Annotated in this window: 23 protein-coding genes and 2 tRNA genes; 18 read left to right on the top strand and 7 right to left on the bottom strand. The window is 64.2% G+C overall.

Annotation, left to right across the window (positions count from 1 at the left end; translation table 11 throughout):
- Positions 1-30: 30 nt before the first annotated feature.
- The 3 genes from ACP2YP_RS19775 to ACP2YP_RS19785 form a co-directional block, all read right to left on the bottom strand.
- Positions 31-177, bottom strand: coding sequence for a hypothetical protein (locus ACP2YP_RS19775; protein WP_426418048.1), 147 nt, complete (start codon positions 175-177; stop codon positions 31-33).
- A 189-nt stretch (positions 178-366) separates the two neighbouring features.
- Positions 367-440, bottom strand: a tRNA-Cys gene (locus ACP2YP_RS19780).
- Between the two features lie 89 nt (positions 441-529).
- The gene (locus ACP2YP_RS19785; protein WP_426418049.1) at positions 530-724 is read right to left on the bottom strand and encodes a hypothetical protein; all 195 of its coding nucleotides are present in this window, start codon (positions 722-724) and stop codon (positions 530-532) included.
- A 255-nt stretch (positions 725-979) separates the two neighbouring features.
- Between ACP2YP_RS19785 and ACP2YP_RS19790 the strand changes: the two genes are divergently transcribed.
- The 11 genes from ACP2YP_RS19790 (at position 980) to ACP2YP_RS19840 (ending at position 14,239) form a co-directional block, all read left to right on the top strand.
- Complete coding sequence (locus ACP2YP_RS19790) at positions 980-1,243, top strand: hypothetical protein (RefSeq protein WP_426418050.1); 264 nt, start codon at positions 980-982, stop codon at positions 1,241-1,243.
- Positions 1,244-1,609: 366 nt separating this feature from the next.
- Positions 1,610-2,470 (top strand): hypothetical protein, encoded by an 861-nt coding sequence (locus ACP2YP_RS19795; protein ID WP_426418051.1) that lies wholly within the window; start codon positions 1,610-1,612, stop codon positions 2,468-2,470.
- Positions 2,471-3,499: 1,029 nt separating this feature from the next.
- A complete protein-coding gene (locus tag ACP2YP_RS19800) occupies positions 3,500-4,663 on the top strand; it encodes a PspA/IM30 family protein (protein ID WP_426418052.1) in 1,164 nt (387 codons plus the stop codon).
- Between the two features lie 10 nt (positions 4,664-4,673).
- Positions 4,674-5,333, top strand: coding sequence for an OB-fold-containig protein (locus ACP2YP_RS19805; RefSeq protein ID WP_426418053.1), 660 nt, complete (start codon positions 4,674-4,676; stop codon positions 5,331-5,333).
- A 23-nt stretch (positions 5,334-5,356) separates the two neighbouring features.
- Entirely contained in the window at positions 5,357-7,060 is a 1,704-nt protein-coding gene (locus tag ACP2YP_RS19810; RefSeq protein ID WP_426418054.1) for a flotillin family protein, read from the top strand.
- A 245-nt stretch (positions 7,061-7,305) separates the two neighbouring features.
- Positions 7,306-7,380: transfer RNA gene (locus ACP2YP_RS19815), tRNA-Asn, on the top strand.
- Positions 7,381-7,592: 212 nt separating this feature from the next.
- A complete protein-coding gene (locus ACP2YP_RS19820; RefSeq protein WP_426418055.1) occupies positions 7,593-7,772 on the top strand; it encodes a hypothetical protein in 180 nt (59 codons plus the stop codon).
- A gap of 135 nt (positions 7,773-7,907) precedes the next feature.
- The gene (locus ACP2YP_RS19825; RefSeq protein ID WP_426418056.1) at positions 7,908-8,570 is read left to right on the top strand and encodes a protein-L-isoaspartate O-methyltransferase family protein; all 663 of its coding nucleotides are present in this window, start codon (positions 7,908-7,910) and stop codon (positions 8,568-8,570) included.
- A gap of 204 nt (positions 8,571-8,774) precedes the next feature.
- Positions 8,775-10,160, top strand: coding sequence for a TolC family outer membrane protein (locus ACP2YP_RS19830; RefSeq protein WP_426426206.1), 1,386 nt, complete (start codon positions 8,775-8,777; stop codon positions 10,158-10,160).
- Between the two features lie 300 nt (positions 10,161-10,460).
- Complete coding sequence (locus ACP2YP_RS19835; RefSeq protein WP_426418057.1) at positions 10,461-11,234, top strand: PopZ family protein; 774 nt, start codon at positions 10,461-10,463, stop codon at positions 11,232-11,234.
- Positions 11,235-11,362: 128 nt separating this feature from the next.
- On the top strand, positions 11,363-14,239 hold the full coding sequence (locus ACP2YP_RS19840) for a valine--tRNA ligase (RefSeq protein ID WP_426418058.1): 2,877 nt from the start codon (positions 11,363-11,365) through the stop codon (positions 14,237-14,239).
- Positions 14,240-14,241: 2 nt separating this feature from the next.
- On the opposite strand, the gene ACP2YP_RS19845 is transcribed toward ACP2YP_RS19840, so the two are convergent.
- A complete protein-coding gene (locus ACP2YP_RS19845) occupies positions 14,242-14,844 on the bottom strand; it encodes a DNA-3-methyladenine glycosylase (RefSeq protein ID WP_426418059.1) in 603 nt (200 codons plus the stop codon).
- Between the two features lie 130 nt (positions 14,845-14,974).
- On the opposite strand from ACP2YP_RS19845, the gene lipA reads away from it, so the two are divergent.
- Genes lipA through ACP2YP_RS19860 form a run of 3 tightly spaced genes read left to right on the top strand, consistent with a single transcriptional unit; the run spans position 14,975 to position 16,616 of the window.
- Positions 14,975-15,931 carry a lipoyl synthase gene (lipA, locus tag ACP2YP_RS19850; protein ID WP_426418060.1) on the top strand — a complete coding sequence of 319 codons (957 nt, stop codon included), beginning with the start codon at positions 14,975-14,977 and terminating at the stop codon, positions 15,929-15,931.
- A gap of 6 nt (positions 15,932-15,937) precedes the next feature.
- Positions 15,938-16,420, top strand: a complete 483-nt coding sequence (locus tag ACP2YP_RS19855) for a type II toxin-antitoxin system RatA family toxin (RefSeq protein WP_426418061.1) — start codon at positions 15,938-15,940, stop codon at positions 16,418-16,420.
- Between the two features lie 16 nt (positions 16,421-16,436).
- Positions 16,437-16,616, top strand: a complete 180-nt coding sequence (locus tag ACP2YP_RS19860; RefSeq protein WP_426418062.1) for a hypothetical protein — start codon at positions 16,437-16,439, stop codon at positions 16,614-16,616.
- Positions 16,617-16,638: 22 nt separating this feature from the next.
- Here the strand turns inward: ACP2YP_RS19860 and ACP2YP_RS19865 are convergent, their stop codons facing one another.
- Positions 16,639-17,250 (bottom strand): CinA family protein, encoded by a 612-nt coding sequence (locus ACP2YP_RS19865; RefSeq protein WP_426418063.1) that lies wholly within the window; start codon positions 17,248-17,250, stop codon positions 16,639-16,641.
- Between the two features lie 3 nt (positions 17,251-17,253).
- Positions 17,254-18,450, bottom strand: coding sequence for a bifunctional 2-C-methyl-D-erythritol 4-phosphate cytidylyltransferase/2-C-methyl-D-erythritol 2,4-cyclodiphosphate synthase (locus ACP2YP_RS19870; protein WP_426418064.1), 1,197 nt, complete (start codon positions 18,448-18,450; stop codon positions 17,254-17,256).
- 281 nt (positions 18,451-18,731) lie between these two features.
- Between ACP2YP_RS19870 and dusB the strand changes: the two genes are divergently transcribed.
- Genes dusB through ntrC form a run of 3 tightly spaced genes read left to right on the top strand, consistent with a single transcriptional unit; the run spans position 18,732 to position 22,357 of the window.
- Positions 18,732-19,733 (top strand): tRNA dihydrouridine synthase DusB, encoded by a 1,002-nt coding sequence (gene dusB, locus ACP2YP_RS19875; RefSeq protein ID WP_426418065.1) that lies wholly within the window; start codon positions 18,732-18,734, stop codon positions 19,731-19,733.
- Positions 19,730-20,905, top strand: coding sequence for a two-component system sensor histidine kinase NtrB (locus ACP2YP_RS19880; protein WP_426418066.1), 1,176 nt, complete (start codon positions 19,730-19,732; stop codon positions 20,903-20,905). The genes dusB and ACP2YP_RS19880 overlap by 4 nt, the downstream gene beginning before the upstream one ends.
- Before the next feature lie 9 nt (positions 20,906-20,914).
- The gene (gene ntrC / locus ACP2YP_RS19885; protein ID WP_426418067.1) at positions 20,915-22,357 is read left to right on the top strand and encodes a nitrogen regulation protein NR(I); all 1,443 of its coding nucleotides are present in this window, start codon (positions 20,915-20,917) and stop codon (positions 22,355-22,357) included.
- Between the two features lie 169 nt (positions 22,358-22,526).
- Here the strand turns inward: ntrC and ACP2YP_RS19890 are convergent, their stop codons facing one another.
- On the bottom strand, positions 22,527-22,673 hold the full coding sequence (locus ACP2YP_RS19890; RefSeq protein ID WP_426418068.1) for a hypothetical protein: 147 nt from the start codon (positions 22,671-22,673) through the stop codon (positions 22,527-22,529).
- A gap of 186 nt (positions 22,674-22,859) precedes the next feature.
- Between ACP2YP_RS19890 and ACP2YP_RS19895 the strand changes: the two genes are divergently transcribed.
- On the top strand, positions 22,860-25,304 hold the full coding sequence (locus ACP2YP_RS19895) for an ATP-binding protein (RefSeq protein WP_426418069.1): 2,445 nt from the start codon (positions 22,860-22,862) through the stop codon (positions 25,302-25,304).
- The last annotated feature ends 9 nt before the right edge of the window (positions 25,305-25,313 follow it).

Below are 25,313 nucleotides of genomic sequence, written 5' to 3' on the forward strand. Positions count from 1 at the left end.
GAAACAGAACGGGCAGCCGAATTCCGGCGATCAGTTCTTGACGCTCTCCTCGTCGTCCTGCGGCACCTGGTCGGAAGCGGACGGCGGGAAGATGCTGTCATAGATCGCGCGCGCCTCACGAATGAGGCGAGCCCGTTCTAGCTCGGACTTCGGGATAAATCCGACGATCTCGCCCACGTGCTCTCCAGCGCTCGTTTGTTGGGACTGCATCACCCAGTTGATGCGAACTCTATGCCAGGCGACCTGAATCGGGGGTTTCCAACCACCCCGGGCAAACCCGGTGACGGAGCAGCGCGCGGCGATGTCCGCAAGCGCGGCGGAAGTAACGCTCGAACTGATTTATGTCGGAGTATCAGGGAGATGCGATGGAGGCCACGTCCGGAATTGAACCGGAGTACACGGTTTTGCAGACCGTTGCGTAACCACTCCGCCACGTGGCCTCAACGAGGGCGGAGCAATATAGGGGATCAGCGGTTTAGGCAACCCCGCGAGCCGCCGCTTACATCAGCGTTAGCGACAGGAGGAGGTCTCAGCAGGCGGCGTACCAGCCGTCCGGAAAGGGCAGGAGGGGCCAGGCACCCTCATTGTCATTCGCGGCCTTTGGCGTCGCGTGAAAGCTCCACGAGCGGGGCACGAATTCCTCCTCCGGCGCGGGCGCGAAATCATCGTTGATCATGGCGTCCCGGACGGTATCCAGCAGCAAGTTGAATTCGGCTTCGCTCATCACACCCTCCGGAACACGGATGGCACTGTCGCAAAGCCCGTTTGTTATCCGATTGACCCGATCGTTCGCATTTTAACGATCGGCCGATCGAGGCCCGATTGGTTAGCGATTCCTGAAATTCCCGCGGGAACTCTAGGTTCCTATGCGGGGGCGCCAGTGTGAAAGAGATCACATCCCCCGCGGTTTATTGCTCCTACCTCTTTGCACACGCCGGCCAACGCGGGCCGGGCGAGCAGGGCAGACAGGAGACTGGTCATGAAGGCGAGGTTCTTGCGGTTTGCGGGTGTGAGAAGCCGGGCGCGTCGCGCCTCGACGGTGGGGCTGTTCCTGACGCTGTTTGCCAGCAACGCCCAGGCGCAGCAGGGCACGCCGGAGCAGCGTCGGGCCTGCACGCCCGACGTCTACCGGCTCTGCGCCGGCGAAATCCCCAACGTCCGCGCCATCACGGCGTGCCTGCGGCGCAACCGCTCAAGCCTGAGCGAGGCTTGCCGCTCCGTGTTCGATCAGGCCGGCGGCTGAGCCGCCCCTGTGGATTTGTGCGCAGCAAGTACTTTGCGACTCCAGCGCAAATCCGCCTGGTGGCGGCTGTGGATATGTTGCGGACAAGCTGTTGAGTGGCGGCACGGATAAGCATGCCAACGAATCATATCTGACAGATTCATGACGCAATTGCGCGTCGCAGCGAAATCACCTGATTGATCTGTTAGGCCGTGTACCTACAAACCCGGCGGCGTCATGCGGCTGGCAACTACGTCCGCTTTGCTCCTGTAGCGACCAAGTTCGTGCTTCCGAGCAGTATGCGCGATGGGCCAGGAACAGAAGTGACTCCCGCGGAGGAGAGCTGCTAGTCATGCGGAGCTCGAAAAACGACTGGGATCTCGAGACATGCGCCGCCGTATCCTCTGGGTGGTCGTCGGAGTACCGCTGACGTTGATCGTCATCGGTGGAGGCGCGGCTCTCTCGATGCCGGTGGTACGCCATCTCATCTCGGGCTTGTGGAATTTGCCCGATCGATTGCCAGCCCTCGCTGGCAATAGCCAAGTAGGCTATCAGCCGGGCGCCGAGGATTATGCTCGTGATGTGGCGGCGCTGCTCCCGGACGCGATCGCGCGGATCGAAGCCGCGCATGGTCGACACTTCGCGCGTCCTGTAACCGTGGGCGTATATGCGACAATGGAAGCATATGCGGCTGCAAACGGCCTGGGTTCTACTGTTCCCGTGGGTGTGACGATATTCGGTCGAGTGAACCTGTCGCCTAAGCTATTCTGGCCGCAACACCAGCGCCTTCGCGCGATCCTGACGCACGAGCTCTCGCATGCTCACATTCAGGGATGGATCGGTGAATACAAATACGTCTACCTGCCAAATTGGTTCAAGGAAGGCTTGGCAGTTATGATCTCCGAGGGCGGGGGCGCTGAATTGGTCAGCGAAGACGAAGCGCGAGCCGCAATTCAGCGCGGAGAGCAAATCGTCATCGACGACGCTGGAAGCCTGGAAAGCCTGGGCGATGTTCGACTCGAACGAGCACCTGCCAACAAGCCCGCTTGGTATCCGATCGTGCTGGCCTACCGGGAAGCCGGAATGTTTGTGACGTGCCTTCGAGAGTCGGATGGGCCGGCCTTTGACCGCATGATGAACGCCATTTTGGACGGCAACGCCTTCGACAAAGCGATGACCGTCGGTTACCACGATGACGCGCGGTCGCTATGGCGGAAGTTCATGACGTCAAGCCCCGGTCGAAAATGACCGCTTCGGGTCCATTTTCGACGGTATCACCGGAGAATGTCGGCTGGCTGATATCCGCTTCTACCCCGGCTCTATGGACGCACAATCCCTTGCGTTGCCCGTCGGGCAAAACATCCAATCGGCGGGTCAATCGGCCTTCGCAAAAATATTCTCCTTTGCCGAAATTCTGATTTGCAGTAGATGTTCGCCACCTCATCCCGGTCAGAGGGGCGTATCGCGATCGTCACGAACGTGGGATGAGCCGTGGTGGACGCCGACTGCATCGGCGCGATTGGTTTCGCAGGGCGGGCAACCGTGAGCGACGACCATCGCGCGCACGACCGGTGCGGTCAGCGTACGGCAAAACCGTGTCGTCCTGACGCCCGGGGTCTGTGCGTCAAGTCTTGCGGTGATGCGTGTGGCCCGACCGGGCCCCGCGCATCAGCCATCTGCAAGGCGACGGGGGCAATAGTGCATCGCTCCCCGGGGAGAGCTCGGCATAAGCCGTCAACCCACTGCGCAGGGAAGGCCGGATGTTTGGCTTCACCTGTATGCCGCTGTGCAGCCTCTTGTAGCGCAACCATCGCACAGTGGACCGCGGGTGCCAGCCGGCACCCGGTCTTCCCTGCGCCCTCTGACATCAGAGGGTGGCGTGAGGATGCAAAGCTCGGGCGAAACATGCCGCGAGGATGCGAGGCTATGTCTGCTACCGGAGAGCGGCGAACGCCTCGCACTCCGTTATTGCGAGCGCAGCGAAGCAATCCAGAATCCTTCCGCGGAACGACTCTGGATTGCTTCGTCGCAAGAGCTCCTCGCAATGACGACGCCGAGAGAACGGCGCGTAAAACCTCGATTTCGTGTTCCCGGTCGGCGTGGACTTTCCGTAAAATTGCAACCCGCGCGTGCAAGAAGTCTTGATCCGCAGTGATCTAGATGTGATTGCCGGCCTTGAACGCAGCCCCGGACGACAGCGACTAACCTTCAGAGTGCATCAGGATCAGTGGAACGTGATCGAGCTTCCCCCTTGTAAAGCACCAAAATGGTGCTTTAGTGCTTTCCATGAGCCCGTCGCCCCGACATGCGCCATCGGCGCTGCGTTACAGGCTAGCCCCTGACCCGGCCGCCAAGGCTGCGATGGAGGCGACCTTCCAGGCCTATGACCGCATGATGGAGATCCTCGACGAAGTCGCGCGGACCCATAATGTGGGCTCCAACGTCGTGCTGCTGCATGCCCATGCCTATGAGCCGATCCGGAAACAGACCGCGCTGCCGTCGCGGCTGGTGACGCTGGGTCTGCGCGACCGCGCCGACTATCGCGCGGCGCAAGGCCGTCGTCTGCCGCTCGACGACAAGCTCGCCAAAATCAAGGGCCCGGCCACCATTTCGATTTCGACCGTGCAGGGGCGCTTCAGCGTGCCCTTCGACTACGCCGGCTACGCGGAGGGCTGGGGCCAGAGCGTGCCCGCGCACCTGATCCGCACCGACGACGGTTTCGAGGTTCACTACGGCGTCACGCCGAACAGTCTGCCAGAGGAGGAGAACGCTATGGATACCATCGCTGCCGCTCCCGAAAATTTCCTGTCCCGGGTCGGACGTCTGATCGCCGGCATCGCCTATGACGCGATCGAGCAGGCGGAAGGCAACAACAAGCTCGGGGTGGTTGGCCAGGCCATCCGCGAGATCGAGCGCGCGGAGAGCGAGGCGCGCGACGCGCTCGCCGCTGCGCGCGCCGAGGAATACCGCCTCAACGCGCGGCGCACCGAGATCGAACGCGAGATGACCGATCTCGCCGCCAAGATCGAGGGCGCGATCGCGGATAGCCGCGACGATCTCGCCCGTGCCGGCATCGCGCGGCAGATGGATCTGGAGGCGCAGTTCGAGGTGCTCTCCCACGCCATCGACGAGAACAACGAGAAGATCGAGCAATGCGTGACGTCGCTGCGCGCAGTGCTCTCGGCGCTCCAGGATGCCGAGCAGCGCCGCGCCGATCTCGAAAAGAGCGAGGCGGCTGCCAGCCACCAGGCCTCGACCTCGCCCCGCAAGCGTGGCGGCACGTCCGCGGCGGGGAAGGCACTGCGTGCGGGCAGGGCAGTGGCACGGGTCACCGGCGTGCCGCCGGGCATACCCTATTCAAGCGACATCGACGAGCTCAGCACGTTGCATCGCGACAAGGAGATTGCAGCGAGGCTGGCGCGGTTGAAGTCGCGCTCCTGAGGTTCGTGTCATGAGCGCATTGCTCGAACACGTCATGTCGCCCGAGGTCAGGCCGTTCGCGATCGCGGCGGCCATGATCCTCATCGTCGGCACGCTCGAAGTGGTCACGATGCTGATCGGAGCCTCGCTCAGCGAGATGCTCGGCACCAGCATCGATTTCGGCCACCCCAGCGACAATGGCGTGATCAACGCCATCTCCTGGATCAATGTCGGCGGCGTGCCGCTGCTGATCTTCCTGCTGCTGGCGCTCGGCGCCTTTTCCATCACCGGCTTCCTGATCCAGGACGTCGCGCGGATGGTGGCCGGTCCCTTGCCGGCGACGGTCGCCTCGATCGGGGCCGTCGCCGTGTCGGTCCCGCTGGTCCGCGCCGCGAGCGGCGCCATCGCACGAATCATTCCCAAGGATGAGAGCTACGCCGTCGGTCTCGGCGACCTCGTCGGCCGCGTGGGTGAGGTCGTCGTCGGCCCGCTCGATCAGGGGCCACCCGGCCGCGTCAGCGTCGCCGACGTCCACGGTAACAGGCACTTCGTCTGGGCGGTTGCGGCGCCGTCATCATCCCCTCTGCCGCAGGGAACCATGGTCCTGCTGGTCGATCGGGTCGACACGCGTTTCGTTGCGGTCAAGGCCGACGATGAACTCAGACCGACCAAACCCACTCTAAGCACCTAGCAAGTCATTTATCGGAGAAAGTCATGTTCGATATCGCAGTCCCGGCCATGATCGGCGTCGCGCTGATCGTCGTCCTCGGGATCGTCTTCACCATTCTCTACAAACGCGCCACCCGCGACGAGGCCTTCGTGCGCACCGGCCTCGGCGGCAAGAAGGTCGTGCTCGACGGCGGCGCCATGATCCTGCCGATCTTCCACTCCTATGCCAGTGTCAATTTGAAGACGCTGCGGCTCACCGTCGAGCGCAAGGAGCGGGAATCCCTGATCACCAAGGACCGCCTGCGCGTCGACATCGTCGCCGAATTTTATGTGCGGGTCCGCCCCGACGACGAGAGCATTGCGCTTGCGAGCCAGACACTGGGCGCGCTGACCAATGACGCTGAAGCCTTGCGTAACCAGGTCGAGGCAAAATTCGTCGATGGCCTGCGTTCGGTGGCAGCCACCATGTCCATCCTGGAGCTGCAGGAAAAGCGCAGCGATTTCGTCAAGCACGTGCAGGCGACGGTCGAGTCTGACGTCAAATCGAACGGCCTCGAGCTTGAATCGGTGTCGTTGACAAAACTCGACCAGACCGACGTCAAATTCTTCAATCCCGAGAATTTTTTCGACGCCGAAGGTCTGACCCAGCTCAAGACGGTCACCGAGACGCGCCGGCGCGATCGTAACTCGATCGTCCGCGACAACGAGGTGGCGATTGCCCAGAAGGACCTCGAGGCGCGGCAGCAGACCCTGACCATCGAGCGGACCAAGAAAGAGGCGGAGCTGTCGCAGGAGCGCGACATCGCCAACAAGACTGCGAGCACCCGGGCGGAAGTCGCGACCGCCACGCAGACCGCGCGCCTGACCGAGGAGAACGCCCGCATCGACACCGACCGGGCAGTCGCGGAGAAGGAGGCCGGCGCCAAGCAGGTCAAGGAAACCGCGGTGATCGAGTCGGATCTGGCGATCAACAAGCGTAAAACTGACGCCCAGCGCGAGATCCAGATCGCGACCCAGGAGAACGAAATCCAGATCGCGTCCAAGAGCAAGCAGACCTCGGAAGCGGTGGCCGAAGCCAAGACGGCAGAAGCCCTGGCCGTCTCCGCCGAGGAAAAGGTGGTCACCGCTCGCGCCGTCGAGGTCGCCGACCGTGCCCGTCTCACCCAGGTGCTCGCCGCGCGCACGGAAGCCGAGCGCAAATCGACCGAGCTGATCGTCGCCGCCGAAGCCGAGAAGAAGGCGTCGCTCGACCGCGCCGAGGCCGTCAAGACGCTGGCCACGGCCGAAGCCGAGTCCAACAAGATCAAGGCGGTCGGTGTCCGCAACATCGGTGAGGCCGAGGCTGCGGTGATCACCTTGAAGAACGAGGCGCAGAACAAGCTCGGCAGCAACGTCATCGATTTCGAGATCGCCAAGAAGCGGATCGAGACGATGCCGTCGGCGCTCGCCGAGATGGTCAGGCCGATCGCCAACCTCAAGGACGTCCGCATCCTCCACACTGGTGGCGCATTTGGCGGCAATGGCGCCGGTGGCGGCAATGTCGGCTTCGGCGAAGGGCTGGCCGGCGAGCTGCTCAAGGTGCACGCGCTGCGTCCGATGATCGACGAGATCCTCCGCCAGAGCGGCTTTGCGCCGGGCGACGATCCGGTGAAGACGCTGGTCGGCGCCGTCACCGGCAAGGCCAATGGTGCCGCGGTCGCGCCTGCGGCTGTGCCTGCGCCGGAGAATACAAACACCGCCGATCTGTGAATGCCGGTTCATTGCTGCGGAGAATTCGAAACGATATGAACCGGCTCGTTGCGCGTCTTGCGTCGCGTAACGAGCTGGAGCGCGGATCGAGGGCATGTCGAACCTCTCGGTCCACGCTCCGGACGAACCCTTCGCGAGGGAGGGCCGCCTTTCCTCGATGCTTTGCGAAGGATGGCGAATTCGTCCTTTGCAAGCGCAACCGGCTTTGTTATACGCAGCCGCGCGCGAACGACTGGTTCGCCTTTTCCTCGGTAGCTCAGCGGTAGAGCATCCGACTGTTAATCGGATGGTCGCTGGTTCGAATCCAGCCCGGGGAGCCAAATTCCGCTTCATTTTCAACTATTTGTTGGCGTCCGCTGATGCGGCGGGCGATGTTACTCGATCAGTTTCCCAGCGTCGTTACGCTTGGATCCAGCAGAATCGCGTTCAAGCGGATGTGTGTGGCTGCGGCACCGCCGCCACGCAGACGGCACCAAATCGACTTAATTCAAATTGAGCTTGATGGGGCCGGACTCTTACGGAGCTGATTCCTATGCCCGACATCCAGATCGACCGCGCCCATCTGGCCCCCTCGATTCTGCCGGCCGATATCCCCGAGCTGAGCGACGATGAATGCTTGGCCTGTCTCGCGCGCGCTGTCGAGACCCCCGATTCGGCACGGCTGGACCAAGTGGCGGCCCTGATTGGCCGGCTTGCCGTCGCGATCGAATAGGCGATCTCGCCTCCGATACCTGCGTTGCATCGCCGTTGGTTCACCGGCCAACGGACGTGTTGCGTTTTCGCGGAGCCTGCTCCAAATATGCGCCAAGTTTCGTCCGCGGCATTGTCCGCCTTGCAGGGTCCGCAAATGTCCGGTTTCTCGACCGCGCGCCAAAAAATGGTCGATGGCCAGGTGCGCACCAATGACGTCACCGATCGCCGTATTCTCGATGCCATGCTCACGGTTCCCCGCGAGGCCTTCGTGCCGGCGGGCCGGCAGGCGCTGGCCTATCTCGACCTCGATCTCGATGTGAGCGAGGGCGGCGCCAAGCGCTTCCTGATCAAGCCGCAGCTGACCGGCAAGCTGCTCCAGGCCGCCGAGATCGGCGAAGGCGACAACGTGCTGGTCGTCGGCTGCGCCACCGGCTATCTCGCCGCGCTGACCGCGAAGCTTGCCCGCCAGGTCACGGCGACGGAGAGCGATTCGGCTCTGGCTGCGAAGGCCAAGGACGCCTTCGCCGCAATCGGGCTCACCAACGTGACCTGCAAGGCCGCCGCCTGTTCCGAGGGCGATCCGGCTGCCGCGCCCTATGACGTGATCATCCTCAACGGCGCCACCGAAGTGACGCCGGACGGGCTGTTCGGCCAGCTCAGGGAAGGGGGACGCCTAGCGGGGGTCTCGGCCGAATCCCGGCCGTCGCGGGCCATGATCGTGACCCGTACCCACGGCGAATTCGGCCATCGGCCGCTGTTCGACGCCGCCGCCCCGGTGCTTCCCGGGCTGGAACGGACCGCCGCCTTCGTGTTCTGACGGCCGAAACCCCTTAAAATCCCGTTCTGAATCAGAAGTGTGGCCGGGATGCTGCACGTAAAGAGTTTCCACTGAGAACTACCCAGAGGGTGTTCCGTCCCGCTTGACCGCGTCCTATGTTGCTGCGGGGCCACGACTCCACTCGGATACGGTAACCAGGCTCGCGGGCACGAGCCTGGCGTGAGAATGAACGGATTTTCAGGGATGCATGGGGTGAAGTTCTTCACCGGAGCAGCGGTTTCGGTTCTCCTGACGGCGCTTGCCGGGCCGACGCCTGCATTGGCGGATACGATCGAGGCTGCGCTGGTGCGCGCCTATCAGAACAATCCGCAGCTCAACGCACAGCGCGCCCAGGTGCGCTCGACCGATGAGAACGTACCGCAGGCGCTGTCGGGCTATCGTCCCAAGGTCGGCGTCAGCCTCAGCACCGGGTATCAATATCAGGATTCCCAGGCAGCCCAAAAGGGAACGCCATTCTATGGCGTCCCCCAATCCAACAGCGCCAGCCTGACCGTCACCCAGACGCTCTATAACGGCAATCAGACCGCGAACAGGACGCGCGCGGCGGAGAGCCAGGTCTCGGGGGCCCGCGAGGCGTTACGTGTGCTCGAGCAGACGGTCCTGTTGCAGGCGGCCACGAGCTACATGGACTACCTGCGTGATGCGGCAACTCTCGAAGTTCAACGCAGCAACGTGCGCGTGCTCGAACAAACGCTCAAGCAAACCAGAGATCGCTTTAATGTCGGCGAGGTCACGCGCACCGACGTCGCGCAGTCCGAAGCCCAACTGGCGGCCGGCAGGACCCAAGCGCTGACCGCCGAATCGAATCTCACGACGACGCGCTCGAACTTCCGCCGAATCATCGGGAATGAGCCGACCAATCTTGCTCCGGGCTCGCCGGTCGATCGTTTCCTGCCTCGGACGATCGCCTCCGCGGTCAATCTCAGCCTGGTGGAGAACCCCAACGTTACGGCTTCGATGTACGGCATCGACGTCAACTTTCTCCAGGTCAAGATCAACGAAGGCGCGCTGCTGCCTACGGTCACCCTGCAGGCTGCTGTCAGCACGGCGTACCAGCAGACCCTGAGCATTTTCCGAACGAATACCGCCTCCGCCATCGCGACAGCTTCCGTGCCGATCTATCAGGGCGGCGGAGAATATTCGCTCATCCGTCAATCGAAAGAGAATCTGGCGCAGCAGCGCCTGAATCTCGAAACCACCCGCGACCAGACCCGTGCCAACGTGGTGCAGGCTTGGGGGCAGTTGGAAGCCGGCAAGGCGCAGGTGCAGTCGGCGCAAGCGCAGGTCACGGCGTCAGAGATCGCGCTGAACGGCGTGCGCGAAGAGGCCAAGGCCGGTCAGCGCACGACGCTCGACGTGCTGAACGCGCAGCAGGCGCTGGTCAACGCGCGTGTTGCACTCGTCACCGCGCAGCACGATCGCGTGGTCGCATCCTACTCCGTGCTCAGCGCGGTTGGCCGCCTTGCGCCGCAGGTGCTCGGCCTGAACACCACGGTCTACGATCCGAGCGTGCATTACCAGCAGATCCGCGATAGCTGGGCCGGCGTGCGCACGCCTGACGGACGCTAAGTCCCGTAGTCCTCCGGTCGGCCTCGCAAACAGCTGCGGCCGACCGGTGCATTGCTTGCAATCATCAAAATCCCTGACATAGCCTTGCCAAGAAGCTGCGGGTCGATTCGCCCCGCATCCAATGTTGCATGCGTAATGCTTGAGTGACGGGCAGGGGCGCCGCCTCAAGTTGAGCCGTGATCTGGGGACAAGTCTGGCTGTCGCGACGAAAATGTCGAGGCACACATCCGGAACCGGCCAATCCTGTCGTGCTTGGTGTAAAACAACGCATGCGAGGGCGTTGATGATGTGGAGTCGGAGATGACGCAGCCTGCAAAGGTCACAGAACCCTCCATGGAGGAGATTCTGGCCTCGATCCGGCGCATCATTGCCGACGACGAGGCCAAGCCGCCGCCGGCAGAGGCCGCGAAGCCCGCGCCTGCGCCCGCCGCGCCGCCAAAGCCGCGGGCCATGAACGACATTCCGCCATCCAAGGTCGCGCCTGCAAAGCCTGCTGCCGAGAGGCCCGCCCCGCCGCCGGCTGCAAAGCCAGCTCCGGCGCCGCCGCCTCCCGCGCCCGCGGCGGATGCATCCAACAACCAGGACGATATCGACGCGCTGCTGGCCGGGCTCGATGCGGCCACGCCTGCGCCCGAGGTCCGTGCTCCGGAACCCGAGCCTGAGCCCGAACCCGACGTGCTCGAATTGACCGACGAGATGGCGATGGACCCGGAGCCGACGCCCGCACCACCGCCGCCGAGCTTCCGCAGGGTCGAGCCGCGCGACGATCTCGAATTCGCCGAAGCGCCGCCGCCTCGTCCGACACCCGCGCCGTCCTATGCGCCGGTGGACTTTGACGTCCCACCGCTGCCGCCGCAGCAGCCGATCCTGGCCCAGTCGACCGTCTCGGCGGTCGAATCCGCCTTTAACTCGCTGGCCCACACGGTGCTCAGCAGCAATGCGCGGACGCTGGAGGATCTGGTCAAGGAGATGCTGCGTCCGATGCTGAAATCCTGGCTCGACGACAATCTGCCCGGCCTCGTCGAACGCATCGTGAAGGCCGAAATCGAACGGGTCTCGCGCGGCGGCCGCTGAACCCGGCCGTTCGGCCCCGACAAAGCCCCGCTCCAGTGTCATGCTTGACCTGCAGGTCGGGCCGGAAAGCCCTTGTGCCGCTGAGCTTTCCGTTGACTTGAACCGCGTGCGCGGCTTTCTAGCGCCCCATGATCGAGAAAAACTACCAGCCCGCCGATATCGAAGCCCGCATGTCCGTCGTGTGGGAGGATAGCCTCGCCTTTAAGGCCGGCCGTCCCGACCGCCGCGACACCGTGCCCTTTACCATCGTGATTCCGCCGCCGAACGTGACGGGCTCGCTGCACATGGGCCACGCCCTCAACAACACGCTCCAGGACATCCTGTGCCGCTTCGAGCGCATGCGGGGCCGCGACGTGCTGTGGCAGCCAGGCACCGACCATGCCGGTATCGCCACCCAGATGGTGGTCGAGCGGCAATTGATGGAGCGCCAGCAGCCCGGCCGTCGCGAGATGGGCCGCGAGAGGTTTCTGGAGCGGGTCTGGCAGTGGAAGGCCGAGAGCGGCGACACCATCATCAACCAGCTCAAGCGCCTCGGCGCCTCCTGCGACTGGTCGCGCGAGCGCTTCACCATGGACGAGGGCCTGTCCAAGGCCGTGGTCAAGGTGTTCGTCGAATTGCACCGTGACGGCCTGATCTACAAGGACAAGCGGCTGGTGAACTGGGACACCAAGCTCCTGACCGCGATTTCCGATCTCGAAGTGCAGCAGACCGAGGTGAAAGGTCACCTCTGGTATTTGCGCTATCCGATCGAAGGCAAAACGTTCAATCCCGAGGATCCCGCGACCTTTATCGTGGTCGCTACGACGCGCCCAGAGACCATGCTCGGCGATACCGGCGTGGCCGTGCATCCGGAGGATGTGCGCTATCAGAAGCTGGTCGGCAAGAACGTCATCCTGCCGCTGGTCGGCCGCAAGATCAAAATCGTCGCCGACGACTATTCCGATCCAGAAAAGGGCTCGGGCGCAGTCAAGGTGACGCCGGCGCATGATTTCAACGATTTCGAGGTCGGAAACCGCCACGGCCTGCGCCGCATCAGCGTGCTCGACAAGGAAGGCTGCCTCGATCTCCTCGACAACGAGGATTATCTGCGCGGCCTGCCGGAAGGCGCCTCGCAATTCGCCGAGGAGTTCAACAAGGTCGACCGCTTCGCTGCGCGCAAGCGCATTGTCGAGCGGCTGGAATCGTTCGGCTTCGTCGCGCGGATCGAGCCGCACACCCACATGGTGCCGCACGGCGACCGCTCCAACAGCGTGATCGAGCCGTACCTGACCGACCAGTGGTACGTCGACGCCAAGACCCTCGCAAAGCCCGCGATCGCGGCGGTGCGCTCGGGCGAGACCTCTTTCGTCCCGAAGAATTGGGAAAAGACCTATTTCGAGTGGATGGAGAACATCCAGCCCTGGTGCATCTCGCGCCAGCTCTGGTGGGGCCATCAGATCCCGGCCTGGTACGGCCCCGACGGCAAGGTCTTCGTCGCGGAGACCGAGGAAGAGGCCGTCAGCCACGCGCTCGGCTATTACGTCGAGCAGGAAGTGATCACGGCCGAGCAGGGCCGCGAGATGGCGCTCGACCGCAACAAGCGCGAAGGCTTCATCACCCGCGATGAGGACGTGCTCGACACCTGGTTCTCCTCGGCGCTGTGGCCGTTCTCGACGCTCGGCTGGCCGGAAGACGCTCCCGAGGTGAAGCGCTATTATCCGACCAATGCGCTGGTGACCGGCTTCGACATCATCTTCTTCTGGGTCGCCCGGATGATGATGATGGGCCTGCATTTCATGAAGGAAGTGCCCTTCTCGACCATCTACATCCACGCCCTCGTCCGCGACGAGAAGGGCGCCAAGATGTCGAAGTCGAAGGGCAACGTGATCGATCCGCTCCACCTGATCGACGAATACGGTGCGGACGCGCTGCGCTTCACGCTGGCCGCGATGGCGGCGCAGGGGCGCGACATCAAGCTCGCCACCAGCCGCGTCGAGGGCTATCGCAATTTCGCAACCAAGCTCTGGAACGCGTCCCGCTTTGCCGAGATGAACCACTGCGCCGTGCCCGAGGGTTTTGAGCCGGCAAAGGCCAAGGAAACGCTGAACCGCTGGATCGCGCATGAGAACGCGCACACCACGCGCGAGGTGACTGAGGCGATCGAAGCCTATCGCTTCAACGATGCCGCCGGCGCAATCTACCGTTTCGTCTGGAACGTCTATTGCGACTGGTATGTCGAACTCGCCAAGCCCGTTTTGCTCGGTCCCGACAGCCCCGCCAAGGACGAGACCCGCGCCATGGTTGCTTGGGCGCGCGACGAGATCTTGAAGCTGCTGCACCCCTTCATGCCCTTCATCACTGAAGAGCTGTGGGAGGTGACGGCCAAGCGCGACGGCCTGCTCGCGCTGGCGGCATGGCCGCTGAAGCCGTCCGGTCCGACACCGGAGCAGCTTGCGATGCTTGCGGCTGCGGCCGGACCGACTGATCCGCTGATCTCGCCTGCGTTCCTCATGCCGATCTTCGACCATGCCGACTTCACCGATCCCAAGGCGGAAGCCGAGATCGGCTGGGTGATCGACCTGGTCACGCAGATCCGTTCGGTGCGTGCCGAGATGAACATTCCGCCGGCAGCGCTGACGGCGCTGGTGCTCGCGGGCGCCTCGACGGAGACGAAGGAACGCGCGCCGCGCTGGACCGACGTCATCAAGCGCATGGCGCGTCTCTCCGACATCTCCTTCGCGGACCGCGCGCCTGATGGCGCGGTTCAGTTGCTCGTCCGCGGCGAGGTGGCCGCGCTGCCGCTGAAGGGCGTGATCGACGTTGCCGCCGAGCGCACGCGCCTCGACAAGGAAATCGCGAAGGCCGACGCCGACATCAAGCGTGCCGAGTCCAAGCTCGCGAACGAGAAATTCGTCGCCAACGCGGCCGAAGAGGTCGTCGAGGAGGAGCGCGAAAAGCGCCAGGCGGCACTGGCCCGCAAGGCCAAGCTGCTCGAAGCTCTGGAGCGACTGAAACAGGCCTCCTAGGCCTATTTCGGAAACGGCTTGCTGAGGAATTTCGAGCCCCTGACGCCATAGCGCCAGGGCAGCTCGACCGCCTTGGTAATGCCGATCCGGATGCCGGTTGCCACCTCGACATCCTCGGTCCGCGCATGCAGCGCGATCGGAGCCCGATCGAGGGGCAGCCTGTTGTGCGCAATGGTGATGCCCAGCGCCTCCGTCAGCTTGCCCGGACCTGAACACAGCGCGTGCACATCGACCGCGTGACGGCGGCGGCGCATCGCGGCCAGGCCATGCGTCGGCTTCAGCGCGCGGATCAGCACGGCGGCGGCGGAGCCTTGCTCCTCGGAGACGAAGTTGACGCACCAGTGGATGCCGTAGGAGCGGTAGACATAGGCAAAGCCGGGCGGGCCGAACATGATCTGGTTCCGCGGCGTCGGGCCGTTGTAGGAGTGCGCCGCCGGCTCGGTATGATGATAGGCCTCGACCTCGACGATGATCCCGCCGACGCCGTCGACCAGCATGGTCGCACCGATCAGGTCGCGCGCGACCTCGCGGACGTCGCGGTCGAAAAAGGCCCGCTTCAGCGATTTGCCGAGTCGCGGAGTGGAAGTCTTCGAGGTTGGAGCCATTCGAGGTGAGAATCGCCTGAGAACAGAGCAGGATATTGCCCATATCTGCCATGTTCCCTGAAGCAGGGCGAGCTGGGTTGCGGCTGGCACCCAGACCGACTAGGTAGGACCTGAACAGACCGGACAGATCATGGTCGTTATTGTCGATACCATCTCGAACCCGTTGCGCCCGCGTCACCCCGAAAAGGTGAATCGTCCTGATTCCGCTTCGCCACCGAAGCCGGACTGGATCCGCGTGCGCGCGCCCAATACCCGCGGCTATGCCGACACCCGCAACATCGTGCGCGCCAACGGCCTGCACACGGTGTGCGAGGAGGCGGGTTGCCCGAACATCGGCGAGTGCTGGGACAAAAAGCACGCGACCTTCATGATCATGGGGGACACCTGCACCCGGGCCTGCGCCTTCTGCAATGTCAAAACCGGCATGCCGAACGCCCTTGACGCGGCCGAGCCGCAGAACGTCGCCGAGGCCGTCGCCAAGCTCGGCCTTGCGCACGTGGTCATTACCTCGGTCGACCGCGACGATCTTGCCGACGGCGGCGCCGAGCACTTCGCCCAGACCATCCGCGCGATCCGCGCTGCGTGCCCGTCGACCACAATCGAGATTCTGACGCCCGACTTCCTGCGCAAGGAAGGGGCACTCGAAGTTGTCGTCGCGGCGCGGCCCGACGTCTTCAACCACAATCTCGAGACCGTGCCATCGCGTTATCTGACGGTGCGGCCCGGCGCACGCTACTTCCACTCGATCCGGCTGCTGCAGCGGGTCAAGGAGCTCGATCCCGCCATCTTCACCAAGTCTGGCATCATGGTCGGCCTCGGTGAGGAGCGCCACGAGGTGCAGCAGGTGATGGACGATCTGCGCTCGGCCGACGTCGACTTCTTGACCATCGGGCAATATCTCCAGCCGACCCGCAAGCACCACGCCGTGATGCGCTACGTGCCGCCGGACGAGTTCAGTTCTTACGAAAAGGTCGCGTACACCAAAGGCTTCCTGATGGTGTCGGCGAGCCCGCTCACCCGTTCGTCGCATCATGCCGGCGAGGATTTTGCGAGACTGAAGGCTGCGCGGGCCGCGACGGCCCGTTGAACTGATATGCCCCGATTTTCGAGCAAGCGCCGTGTCATTCACAGCGCATCCGAGATGTTTGATCTGGTCGCCGATGTCGAGCGGTACCCGGAATTCGTGCCGCTGTGCAGCGCGCTGAAGATCCGCCAGCGCATGGCGAAGCCCGACGGCACCGAGGTGCTGGTCGCCGACATGACGGTGTCGTTCAAGCTGGTCAAGGAATCCTTCACCAGTCGCGTGACGCTGGATCGCACCAATCTGAAGATTCTGGTCGAATATCTGCAAGGTCCGTTCAGTAATCTCGAAAACCGCTGGACGTTCGAGCCCAAGGGCCAGCAAGAGGGCAATGACGTCTGCGACGTCGGTTTCTTCCTCGCCTATGAGTTCAAGAGCCGCATGCTGGCGATGCTGATGGGCTCGATGTTCGACGCCGCGTTTGCGCGATTCTCTATTGCGTTCGAGAAACGGGCAGACGCAATCTACGGCCGGCCGAAGCTGGCGTCGTCGTAGTCTTGTGGAGTGGAACATGGCGCGCTGGAAGCAATCGTGGAGTGAGGATGACCTCAACCGGCTCAGGAAGCTCGCAGGCACCAAGCCAATCACAGTGATCGCGAAAGAACTCGGACGGACCACGGGCACGGTGCTTGCGAAGGCGATCGAACAAAAACTTCCCGTTGTTCATCGGATCGAGCTAACGGCGCAATGATCCGGCGGCGGCGTAAGAAGCTTCACCCCCGCGGTGGGCGCGGCGTCCTGCGCTTCACCGCGTGCCGGCGCGGCGAGCGGGTCACGCGTGGGCGCAGGCGGGTCGCTGCGGCGGCTTGGCGCGGCTTGGCCGACACTTGCGGGCCACGGGCGAGATCCATCAGCATGCGCAGGGCCTCGATGACCGAGCGCTGACGTACGGCGGTGCGGCCGATCGCGCCAAAACGCTGCTCGCGATGGATGATGCGGCCGTCACGCGCGGCGGCGGCAAAATGGACGAGGCCGACCGGCTTGCCCGGGGTGGCGCCGCCGGGGCCGGCAATGCCGGTGATGGCGACCGCGAGATCGACGCCGGCCCGCTCCAGCGCACCGATCGCCATCGCGGTCGCGGTCTCCTTGCTGACCGCGCCGAAATTGGTGAGCGTGCTGGCCTCGACCCCCAGCATCGCGCGCTTGGCGTCGTTGGAATAGGTGACAAAGCCGCGATCGATGACGTCAGACGAGCCGGGAATATCGGTCAGCGCGCCGGCAACGAGACCGCCGGTGCAGGACTCGGCGGTCGCGATCGTCAGCTTACGCATCCGGCACAGATCGAGCAGCGAGCGGGAGAGGGCGCGTGCGTCGCTGCCGCCCATGGCCTAGACGCTCCAGGTCTTTTCGTTAAATGGAAGACGAATGGTGGCGCTCGCGGTGGCCGCGATGCCTTCCTCGCGGCCGGTGAAGCCGAGCCGCTCGCTAGTGGTCGCCTTCACGGCGACGCGGGAGATGTCGACGCCGGAGATCTCGGCGATGCGCGCGCGCATGGCGTCGCGCAGCGGGCCGATCTTCGGTCGCTCGCAGATCATCGTGACCTCGAGATTGGCGATGCGGCCGCCGCGCGCCGTCACGCGCTCGATGGCGTATTTCAAAAACTGGTCGGAGGAGGCGCCCTTCCACTTCGCATCGCTCGGCGGGAAGTGCGAGCCGATGTCGCCGTCGGCGAGCGCGCCGAGGATGGCATCGACCAGCGCATGCAGGCCGACATCACCGTCGGAATGGGCCAGGAAGCCTTTGGTGTGCGGCACGCGCACGCCGCAAAGCATGAGATGGTGGCCTTCGCCGAAAGCGTGCACGTCATAGCCCGTACCGGTCCTGATGTCGCCGAGCAGGCTGGCCAGGCGCGCTTCCTCGCGCACGAAATCTTCGGGAGTGGTGAGCTTCATATTGGCAACATCGCCTTCAAAGGTCGCAACCGTCAATCCCGCCCATTCGGCGATCGCGGCATCATCGGTGAAATCGCTTCGTCCGTTCTTTGCCGCGCGACGATGCGCTTCGAGGATGACGTCGAAACGAAAGGACTGCGGCGTCTGCGCGATTCGCAAACGGGCCCGGTCCGGCGTGTCCTCGACATTGCCGTTCGCGCTCGTGACCTTGATGGTGTCGGTGACGGGGACCGCGGGGATCGCCGCGCCCGTGCGGCTTGCCGCCTCGATCGCACGCGAGATCACGCCGGCCGAGACGAAGGGACGCGCGGCATCGTGGATCAGGACGATGTCGGGCTCGTGCCTGGCGAGCGCTTCGAGACCGGCGAGCACCGAGGCCTGACGCGTCGCGCCGCCATGGGTCGGCGCCTCGTGCTTCAGGCCTGCGACCGCTGCCGTGAACATGGCGCCGTCGTCGGGGTTCACCACCGGCTGCACGGCGAACACGTCGGGATGGGTGCTGAAGGCTTCCATGGCGCGGTAGATCACGGGCACGCCGCCGATCTCACGATATTGCTTGGGACCACCGGCGCCCGCGCGCAGGCCGCGTCCGGCCGCGACAAGAACGACTGCGGTGCGCTGTGATTTCGCCATAGGACTCAAATATTGAACTGTTAAGGGATGCGTCGGACGTGGGGTGATTGCCGGCATGCCTCTAGCACGGCAGGCCCGCAAAAAAAGGGGGTTTCCCCGGTTTGTGGGATTCAGCATTTTGCTGCACTGCACTTGAAAGCTTTGCAGAACTGTCTAAACTGTAGGCATGGCGCTTGACTGCACAAGAATTGTGCGCAAGATAGGCCATGGCAGGCGCGATGAGGCCCTGTCCACTCAACGAGACCACTGTGACCGGCTCGGCAAGATCAGGCTCTAAGCCGTTGAAAATAGGCGATATTGAAATCGCTACCCCGGTCTTCCTGGCACCGATGTCGGGAGTGACGGACTCACCCGTCCGTCGGCTGGCCGCCGAGCTGGGGGCAGGTCTGGTCGTCTCCGAAATGACGGCCAGCGATGAGCTCGCCAACGGCCACCGCATGTCGCGGTTGCGCTGCGAAGCGACCGGGGTCGGGCCGCATGTGGTCCAGCTCGCCGGCTGCGAGGCGTATTGGATGGCCGAAGGCGCCCGCATCGCCGAGGCCGAGGGCGCCGACATCATCGACATCAACATGGGCTGTCCAGCCCGCCACGTCACCGGAGGCCAGTCGGGCTCGGCCCTGATGCGCGATCTCGATCACGCCGTCAGCCTGATCGAGGCGACGATTGCGGCCGTGAAGATTCCGGTGACGCTGAAGATGCGGCTCGGCTGGGATGACCGCACCCGCAACGCGCCCGAACTGGCGCGTCGCGCCGAGGCCGCCGGGATCAAGCTCGTCACCGTTCATGGCCGCACCCGCTGCCAGTTCTACAAGGGCGAGGCCGATTGGGACGCGATCCGCGCGGTCCGCGAGGCCATCTCCATTCCGCTCGTCGTCAACGGTGACATCACCACTTACGAGAAGGCGCTCGCGGCGCTCGACGCCTCCGGCGCCGATGCCGTGATGATCGGCCGCGGCGCGCAGGGCCAGCCCTGGCTGCCCGGCGAGATCGGCCGGCGCCTGAACGGCGGGGCGGAGGAAACCACGCCGCCGCTTGCAACGCAGCTGCATTATGTCCGCACGCTCTATGAAGGCGTCTGCGCACTCTATGGCCTGCGCGTCGGGCTCAGGCATGCGCGAAAACATCTCGGCTGGGCGCTCGACGTCGCGGCCGACGCGAGCGGCGCGCCAGTCGAGACGCTGAAGGCCTGGCGCCAAAAGATCCTCACGTCTGAGGATCCGGGCCTCGTCCACCAGTCTCTTCAGGATGCCTTTGACGATTTCGCATGGAGCGCTGCTGCATGACCTCAGCCGCTGACCATCGCAAGCCGCTTCCGTCCGACAGCGACGCGATCCTGGATGCCTTGCCCAATCCCGTGCTGATGATCGGGCCGGACGGCAAGATCGTCGCCGCCAATATCGCGACCGAGGCGTTCTTCGATATCTCGACGCAGTTCCTGAAGCGGCAATCGCTGAAAGAGCTGGTGCCGTTCGGCAGTCCCTTGCTGGCGCTGATCGACCAGGTGCGCTCGTCGAACTCGCCGGTCAACGAATACAAGGTCGATCTGGGCACGCCGCGCATGGGCGGCGACCGCCAGGTCGATCTGCATGTCGCGCCGCTCACCGAACGGCCCGGCCACATCGTGGTGATGCTCCAGGAGCGCTCCATCGCCGACAAGATGGACCGGCAGCTCACACATCGCAGCGCCGCCCGCTCGGTGATTGCGCTCGCCGCCATGCTGGCGCACGAGATCAAGAACCCGCTCTCCGGCATCCGCGGTGCGGCGCAGTTGTTGGAACAGCAGGCCTCCTCCGAAGACCGCATGCTGACCCGCCTGATCTGCGACGAAGCCGACCGCATCGTGACGCTGGTCGACCGCATGGAGGTGTTCGGCGACGAACGGCCCGTGGTGCGCGGGCCCGTCAACATCCATTCGGTGCTCGACCACGTGAAGCGGCTGGCGCAGTCCGGCTTTGCCCGCAACATCCGCTTCATCGAGGATTACGATCCGTCGCTGCCGCCGGTGCTCGCCAACCAGGACCAGCTGATCCAGGTATTCCTCAATCTGGTGAAAAATGCCGCCGAAGCCCTGATCGACGTCGCCGACGCCGAGATCCAGCTCACCACCGCGTTTCGCCCCGGCGTGCGCCTGTCAGTCCCCGGTCAAAAATCCCGGGTATCCCTACCGCTTGAATTCTGCGTGAGGGACAATGGACCAGGCGTGCCGGACGATCTTCTGCCCAATCTGTTTGATCCCTTCGTGACCACCAAGCAGACCGGCTCTGGCCTCGGTCTCGCGCTGGTCGCCAAGATCATCGGCGATCACGGGGGCATCATCGAATGCGAGTCTCAGCCGCGAAAGACCACCTTCCGCGTGCTGATGCCGATGTATTCCACATCGGTCAAACACGCTGATCACAGCAGTCGCGACGGCTCTGCCGGGAAGTCGTCGTCTGCATCACAGGGGGCAAAATGAGGATTAACAATGCCCGCAGGTAGCATTCTCGTAGCTGATGACGACACCGCCATCCGCACGGTTCTCAACCAGGCACTTTCCCGGGCCGGGTATGAAGTCAGGCTAACCGGCAATGCCGCGACGCTATGGCGCTGGGTCAGCCAGGGCGAGGGCGATCTCGTCATCACCGACGTGGTGATGCCGGACGAAAACGCCTTCGACCTGCTGCCGCGGATCAAGAAGATGCGGCCGAATTTGCCGGTCATCGTCATGAGCGCACAAAACACTTTCATGACGGCAATCCGCGCCTCCGAGCGCGGCGCCTATGAATACCTGCCAAAGCCCTTCGACCTGAAGGAGCTGATCGCCATCGTCGGCCGCGCGCTGGCCGAGCCGAAGGAGCGGGTCGCGACGCCGGACGACGACGGCGAGATGGAGGCGATCCCGCTGGTCGGCCGGTCGCCGGCGATGCAGGAAATCTACCGCGTGCTCGCACGCCTGATGCAGACCGACCTCACGGTGATGATCACGGGCGAGTCCGGCACCGGCAAGGAGCTGGTGGCGCGCGCGCTGCACGATTACGGCAAGCGCCGCAACGGCCCGTTCGTCGCCGTCAACATGGCGGCGATCCCGCGCGATCTCATTGAATCCGAACTGTTCGGCCATGAGCGCGGCGCCTTCACCGGTGCCAATACGCGAGCGTCCGGCCGCTTCGAGCAGGCCGAGGGCGGTACGCTGTTCCTCGACGAAATCGGCGACATGCCGATGGAGGCGCAGACCCGCCTGCTGCGCGTGCTGCAGCAGGGCGAATACACCACCGTCGGCGGCCGCACCCCGATCAAGACCGACGTGCGCATCGTCGCGGCGTCCAACAAGGATCTGCGCGTCCTGATCCAGCAGGGCCTGTTCCGCGAGGATCTGTTCTTCCGCCTCAACGTCGTGCCGCTGCGCCTGCCGCCGCTGCGCGAGCGCATCGAGGACCTGCCGGATCTCGTGCGTCACTTCTTCGCGCTGGCCGAGAAGGACGGATTGCCGCCGAAGAAGCTCGATGCGCTCGCGCTGGAGCGGCTGAAGCAGCACCGCTGGCCCGGCAACGTGCGCGAGCTGGAAAACCTCGCCCGGCGCCTCGCCGCGCTATATCCGCAGGACGTGATCACGGCCTCCGTCATCGACGGCGAGCTCGCGCCGCCCTCGGTCAGCCCGGGCGCGGCGGTCCAGCAGGGCGTCGACAATCTCGGCGGCGCGGTAGAGGCCTATCTCTCATCGCACTTCCAGGGGTTTCCGAACGGCGTGCCGCCGCCGGGCCTGTATCACCGCATCCTCAAGGAGATCGAGGTGCCGCTGCTGACGGCCGCGCTCGCGGCCACGCGCGGCAACCAGATCCGCGCCGCCGATCTGCTCGGCCTCAACCGCAACACGCTGCGGAAGAAGATCCGGGATCTCGATATCCAAGTGTATCGCAGCGGGGGCTAGCCCCTCAAAACGGACGAGTGGCTCAGCTCCCCCTACCAAAGGTGAGCTGAGCCTGTCCGGATCGCGCTGGCCTGTGTGGCTGACGCGGTGAGCAGAAGTCCGGATCGGGTTGAAATGTTCCGCTGGAACGTTCGAATTCGTCATTCGGCCGCAGAGCGCGGCGTCGCACCTATCTGATCAGCCGGGTCGCGACCGGCTGAATATTGGCCATCTCCGCCCTCTGCTCCTGCCTGCTCGGGCCATTGACCAAGAGATCAGAGGCCACGATCAGCAGCAGCATGGCCGACACGATGATCGCGAGAAAAATCTTATCCATTGCCAAGTCAAGCCGGCATGGCAGGATTCCGTTCCCGAGAACCGGCAATTGACCCAGCGTCCTCTGTGGATGCGCCGCTCCGCCGCGGTCGAGACGCCGCGGAATTGTCGCAATTCGGCAACAATGTGGTACGAATACATCAGTACCCGCGGATCGCGGACCCGTTTTCAGCACCCCATTGCCGGAATGACCAGCGCAGACACCACGGCCGCATCCTTTGACACGGCCCCAGCGGAAGAGCCCCGGCGTTGGTCGGCGCGGCGCTGGTTGGTGCCTTTTGCCGTGGCGCTGGCGCTTTTGTCGGGCCTGTTGACCTTCCTGGTCCTGACCGGCCTCACCAGGATCGATCCGACGCCGGAGGTGGTCCGCTCGTTCTACCTGATCAATGCGGGCACGATCCTGCTGCTGGTCGGAATCATCGTGCGCGAGCTCTGGCAGCTGATCCTGGCGCGGCGACGGGGCAGGGCGGCGGCGCGCCTGCATGTCCAGATCGTCAGCCTGTTCTCGATCGTCGCGGTCCTGCCGGCGGTGCTTGTTTCCGTCGTCGCCAACGTCACCCTCGAACGCGGTCTCGACCGGCTGTTCTCGGGGCCGACCAGGGAAGTCATTCAGAACTCGCTGGATATCGCGCGTGCCTATATGCAGGACCATGCGCAATTGATCCGCGGCGACATCATCGGCATGGCCAATGACATCGCCCATGCCCGGCCACTCTACGACCAGGATCGCCGGTCGTTCCGCGAGCTGCTGACCGCCAGCGCCGGCTCCCGCAATCTGCCGGGGGCGATGATCATTGACAAGAACACCAACATTCTCGAGTCCGCCGACACCGGTATGCGACTGGCCTATTCGCCGCCGGCGCCGGACTTCCTCAGCAATGTCAACGAGAACGAGCCCGAGATCGCGGTGCTGCCGGATGCGAGCTTCGTCGCGGCGGTGATCCGCCTGCGCGCCTTCAGCGACACGTTCCTGTACGTCGCCCGGCCTCTCGATCCGAAGGTCGTTAATCAGCTCAAGCAGACCGAGATCAGCGTCGCCGAATACGCCCAGATCGAATCGCGCCGGCTCGGCATCCAGGTGGCGTTTGCGCTGATGTTTGCGGTGATCGCGCTGACCATCCTCATGGCCTCGGTGCTGATCGGCCTCAACTTCGCCAACTCGCTGGTGGCGCCGATCCGGCGGCTGATGAACGCGGCCCACACCGTCTCGACCGGCGACCTCCATGTGAAGGTGCCCGTGCATCAGTCGGAAGGCGATCTCGCCCAGCTCGGCGAGACCTTCAACAAGATGACGCAGGAATTGCGCAGCCAGCGTGACGAGCTCGTCAACGCCAGCGACCTCATCGACAGCCGCCGCCGCTTCATCGAGGCCGTGCTGTCTTCTGCGAGCGCCGGCATCATCGGCGTCGACACCTCCGGCAGCGTCGGCATCCTCAACCGCTCCGCCGAGAAGCTGATCGGGCATTCCGAGGCCGAGACGCTGGGCCATCCGCTCTCCGACGTGCTGCCTGAGCTCGACGAGATGATGAAGACGTCGCGGGAAGGGACCCAGCGCCTGGTGCAGGGCCAGATCACGATCACGCGCGACGGCACCGAGCGAAATCTTTCCGTGCGCGTCAGCGCCGAGAAGAACCAGCCGCACGACAGCTACATCATCACGCTCGACGACATCACCGAGCTGGTGTCGGCGCAGCGCACCTCGGCCTGGGGCGACGTCGCGCGCCGCATCGCCCACGAGATCAAGAATCCGCTGACGCCGATCCAGCTCTCCGCCGAGCGCATCCGCCGCAAGTTCGGCAAGGACATCACCGAGGCCAAGGACAAGCAGATATTCGAGCAGTGCACCGACACCATCGTGCGCCAGGTCGACGATATCCGCCGCATGGTCGACGAGTTCTCGCGCTTTGCGCGGATGCCGAAGCCCGTGATGGAAGGCGAGGACGTCGCCGACACCGTGCGGCAGGCGGTGTTCCTGATGAAGGTCGCCCATCCCGAGCTCGATATCGAAGCCGAGTTCAGGGAGGATCCGCTGCGCGCGCAGTTCGACCGGCGGCTGATCTCGCAGGCGGTCACCAACATCGTCAAGAACGCCACCGAGGCGATCGAGCAGGTGGCGCCGGAGGAGCTCGGCAAGGACGGTGGCAAGGGCCGCATCGATGTCGTGGTGTCGCGCGAGGGCGAGGACGTGCTGATCGACGTCATCGACAACGGCATTGGCCTGCCCAAGGTCGCGCGCTCGCGTCTGCTCGAGCCCTATGTGACGACGCGCGCCAAGGGCACCGGCCTTGGCCTTGCCATCGTCGGCCGCGTGCTGGAAGACCATGGCGGCCGCATCGAGCTGAAGGACGCCTCCGACTTCCGCGACGGCCAGCGCGGCGCCTGGATGCGGATGCGCTTTGCGATCTCCGGCGCTCCCGCGAAGGGCGAGGGGGCCGAGCAGGCCCCGGCAGTCAAGGAACCGGCGAAGGAAGCAGCCGAGGCGGCGGTCAAGGACGCAACCACGGTGGATATCAAGGAAATTGCTGCGGATTCCGTCACGTCGCCGGAAACAAAAGAGCCGGCGGCCGAAACCAAAGAGCCCGCTGAAAAGACCAATGATTCAACGAAGATCGAAGCCTCAACAGGCAACTGACAAGACAGG

The organism is Bradyrhizobium genosp. A (genome assembly GCF_049949275.1).
In the GTDB taxonomy this organism is placed as follows: domain Bacteria; phylum Pseudomonadota; class Alphaproteobacteria; order Rhizobiales; family Xanthobacteraceae; genus Bradyrhizobium.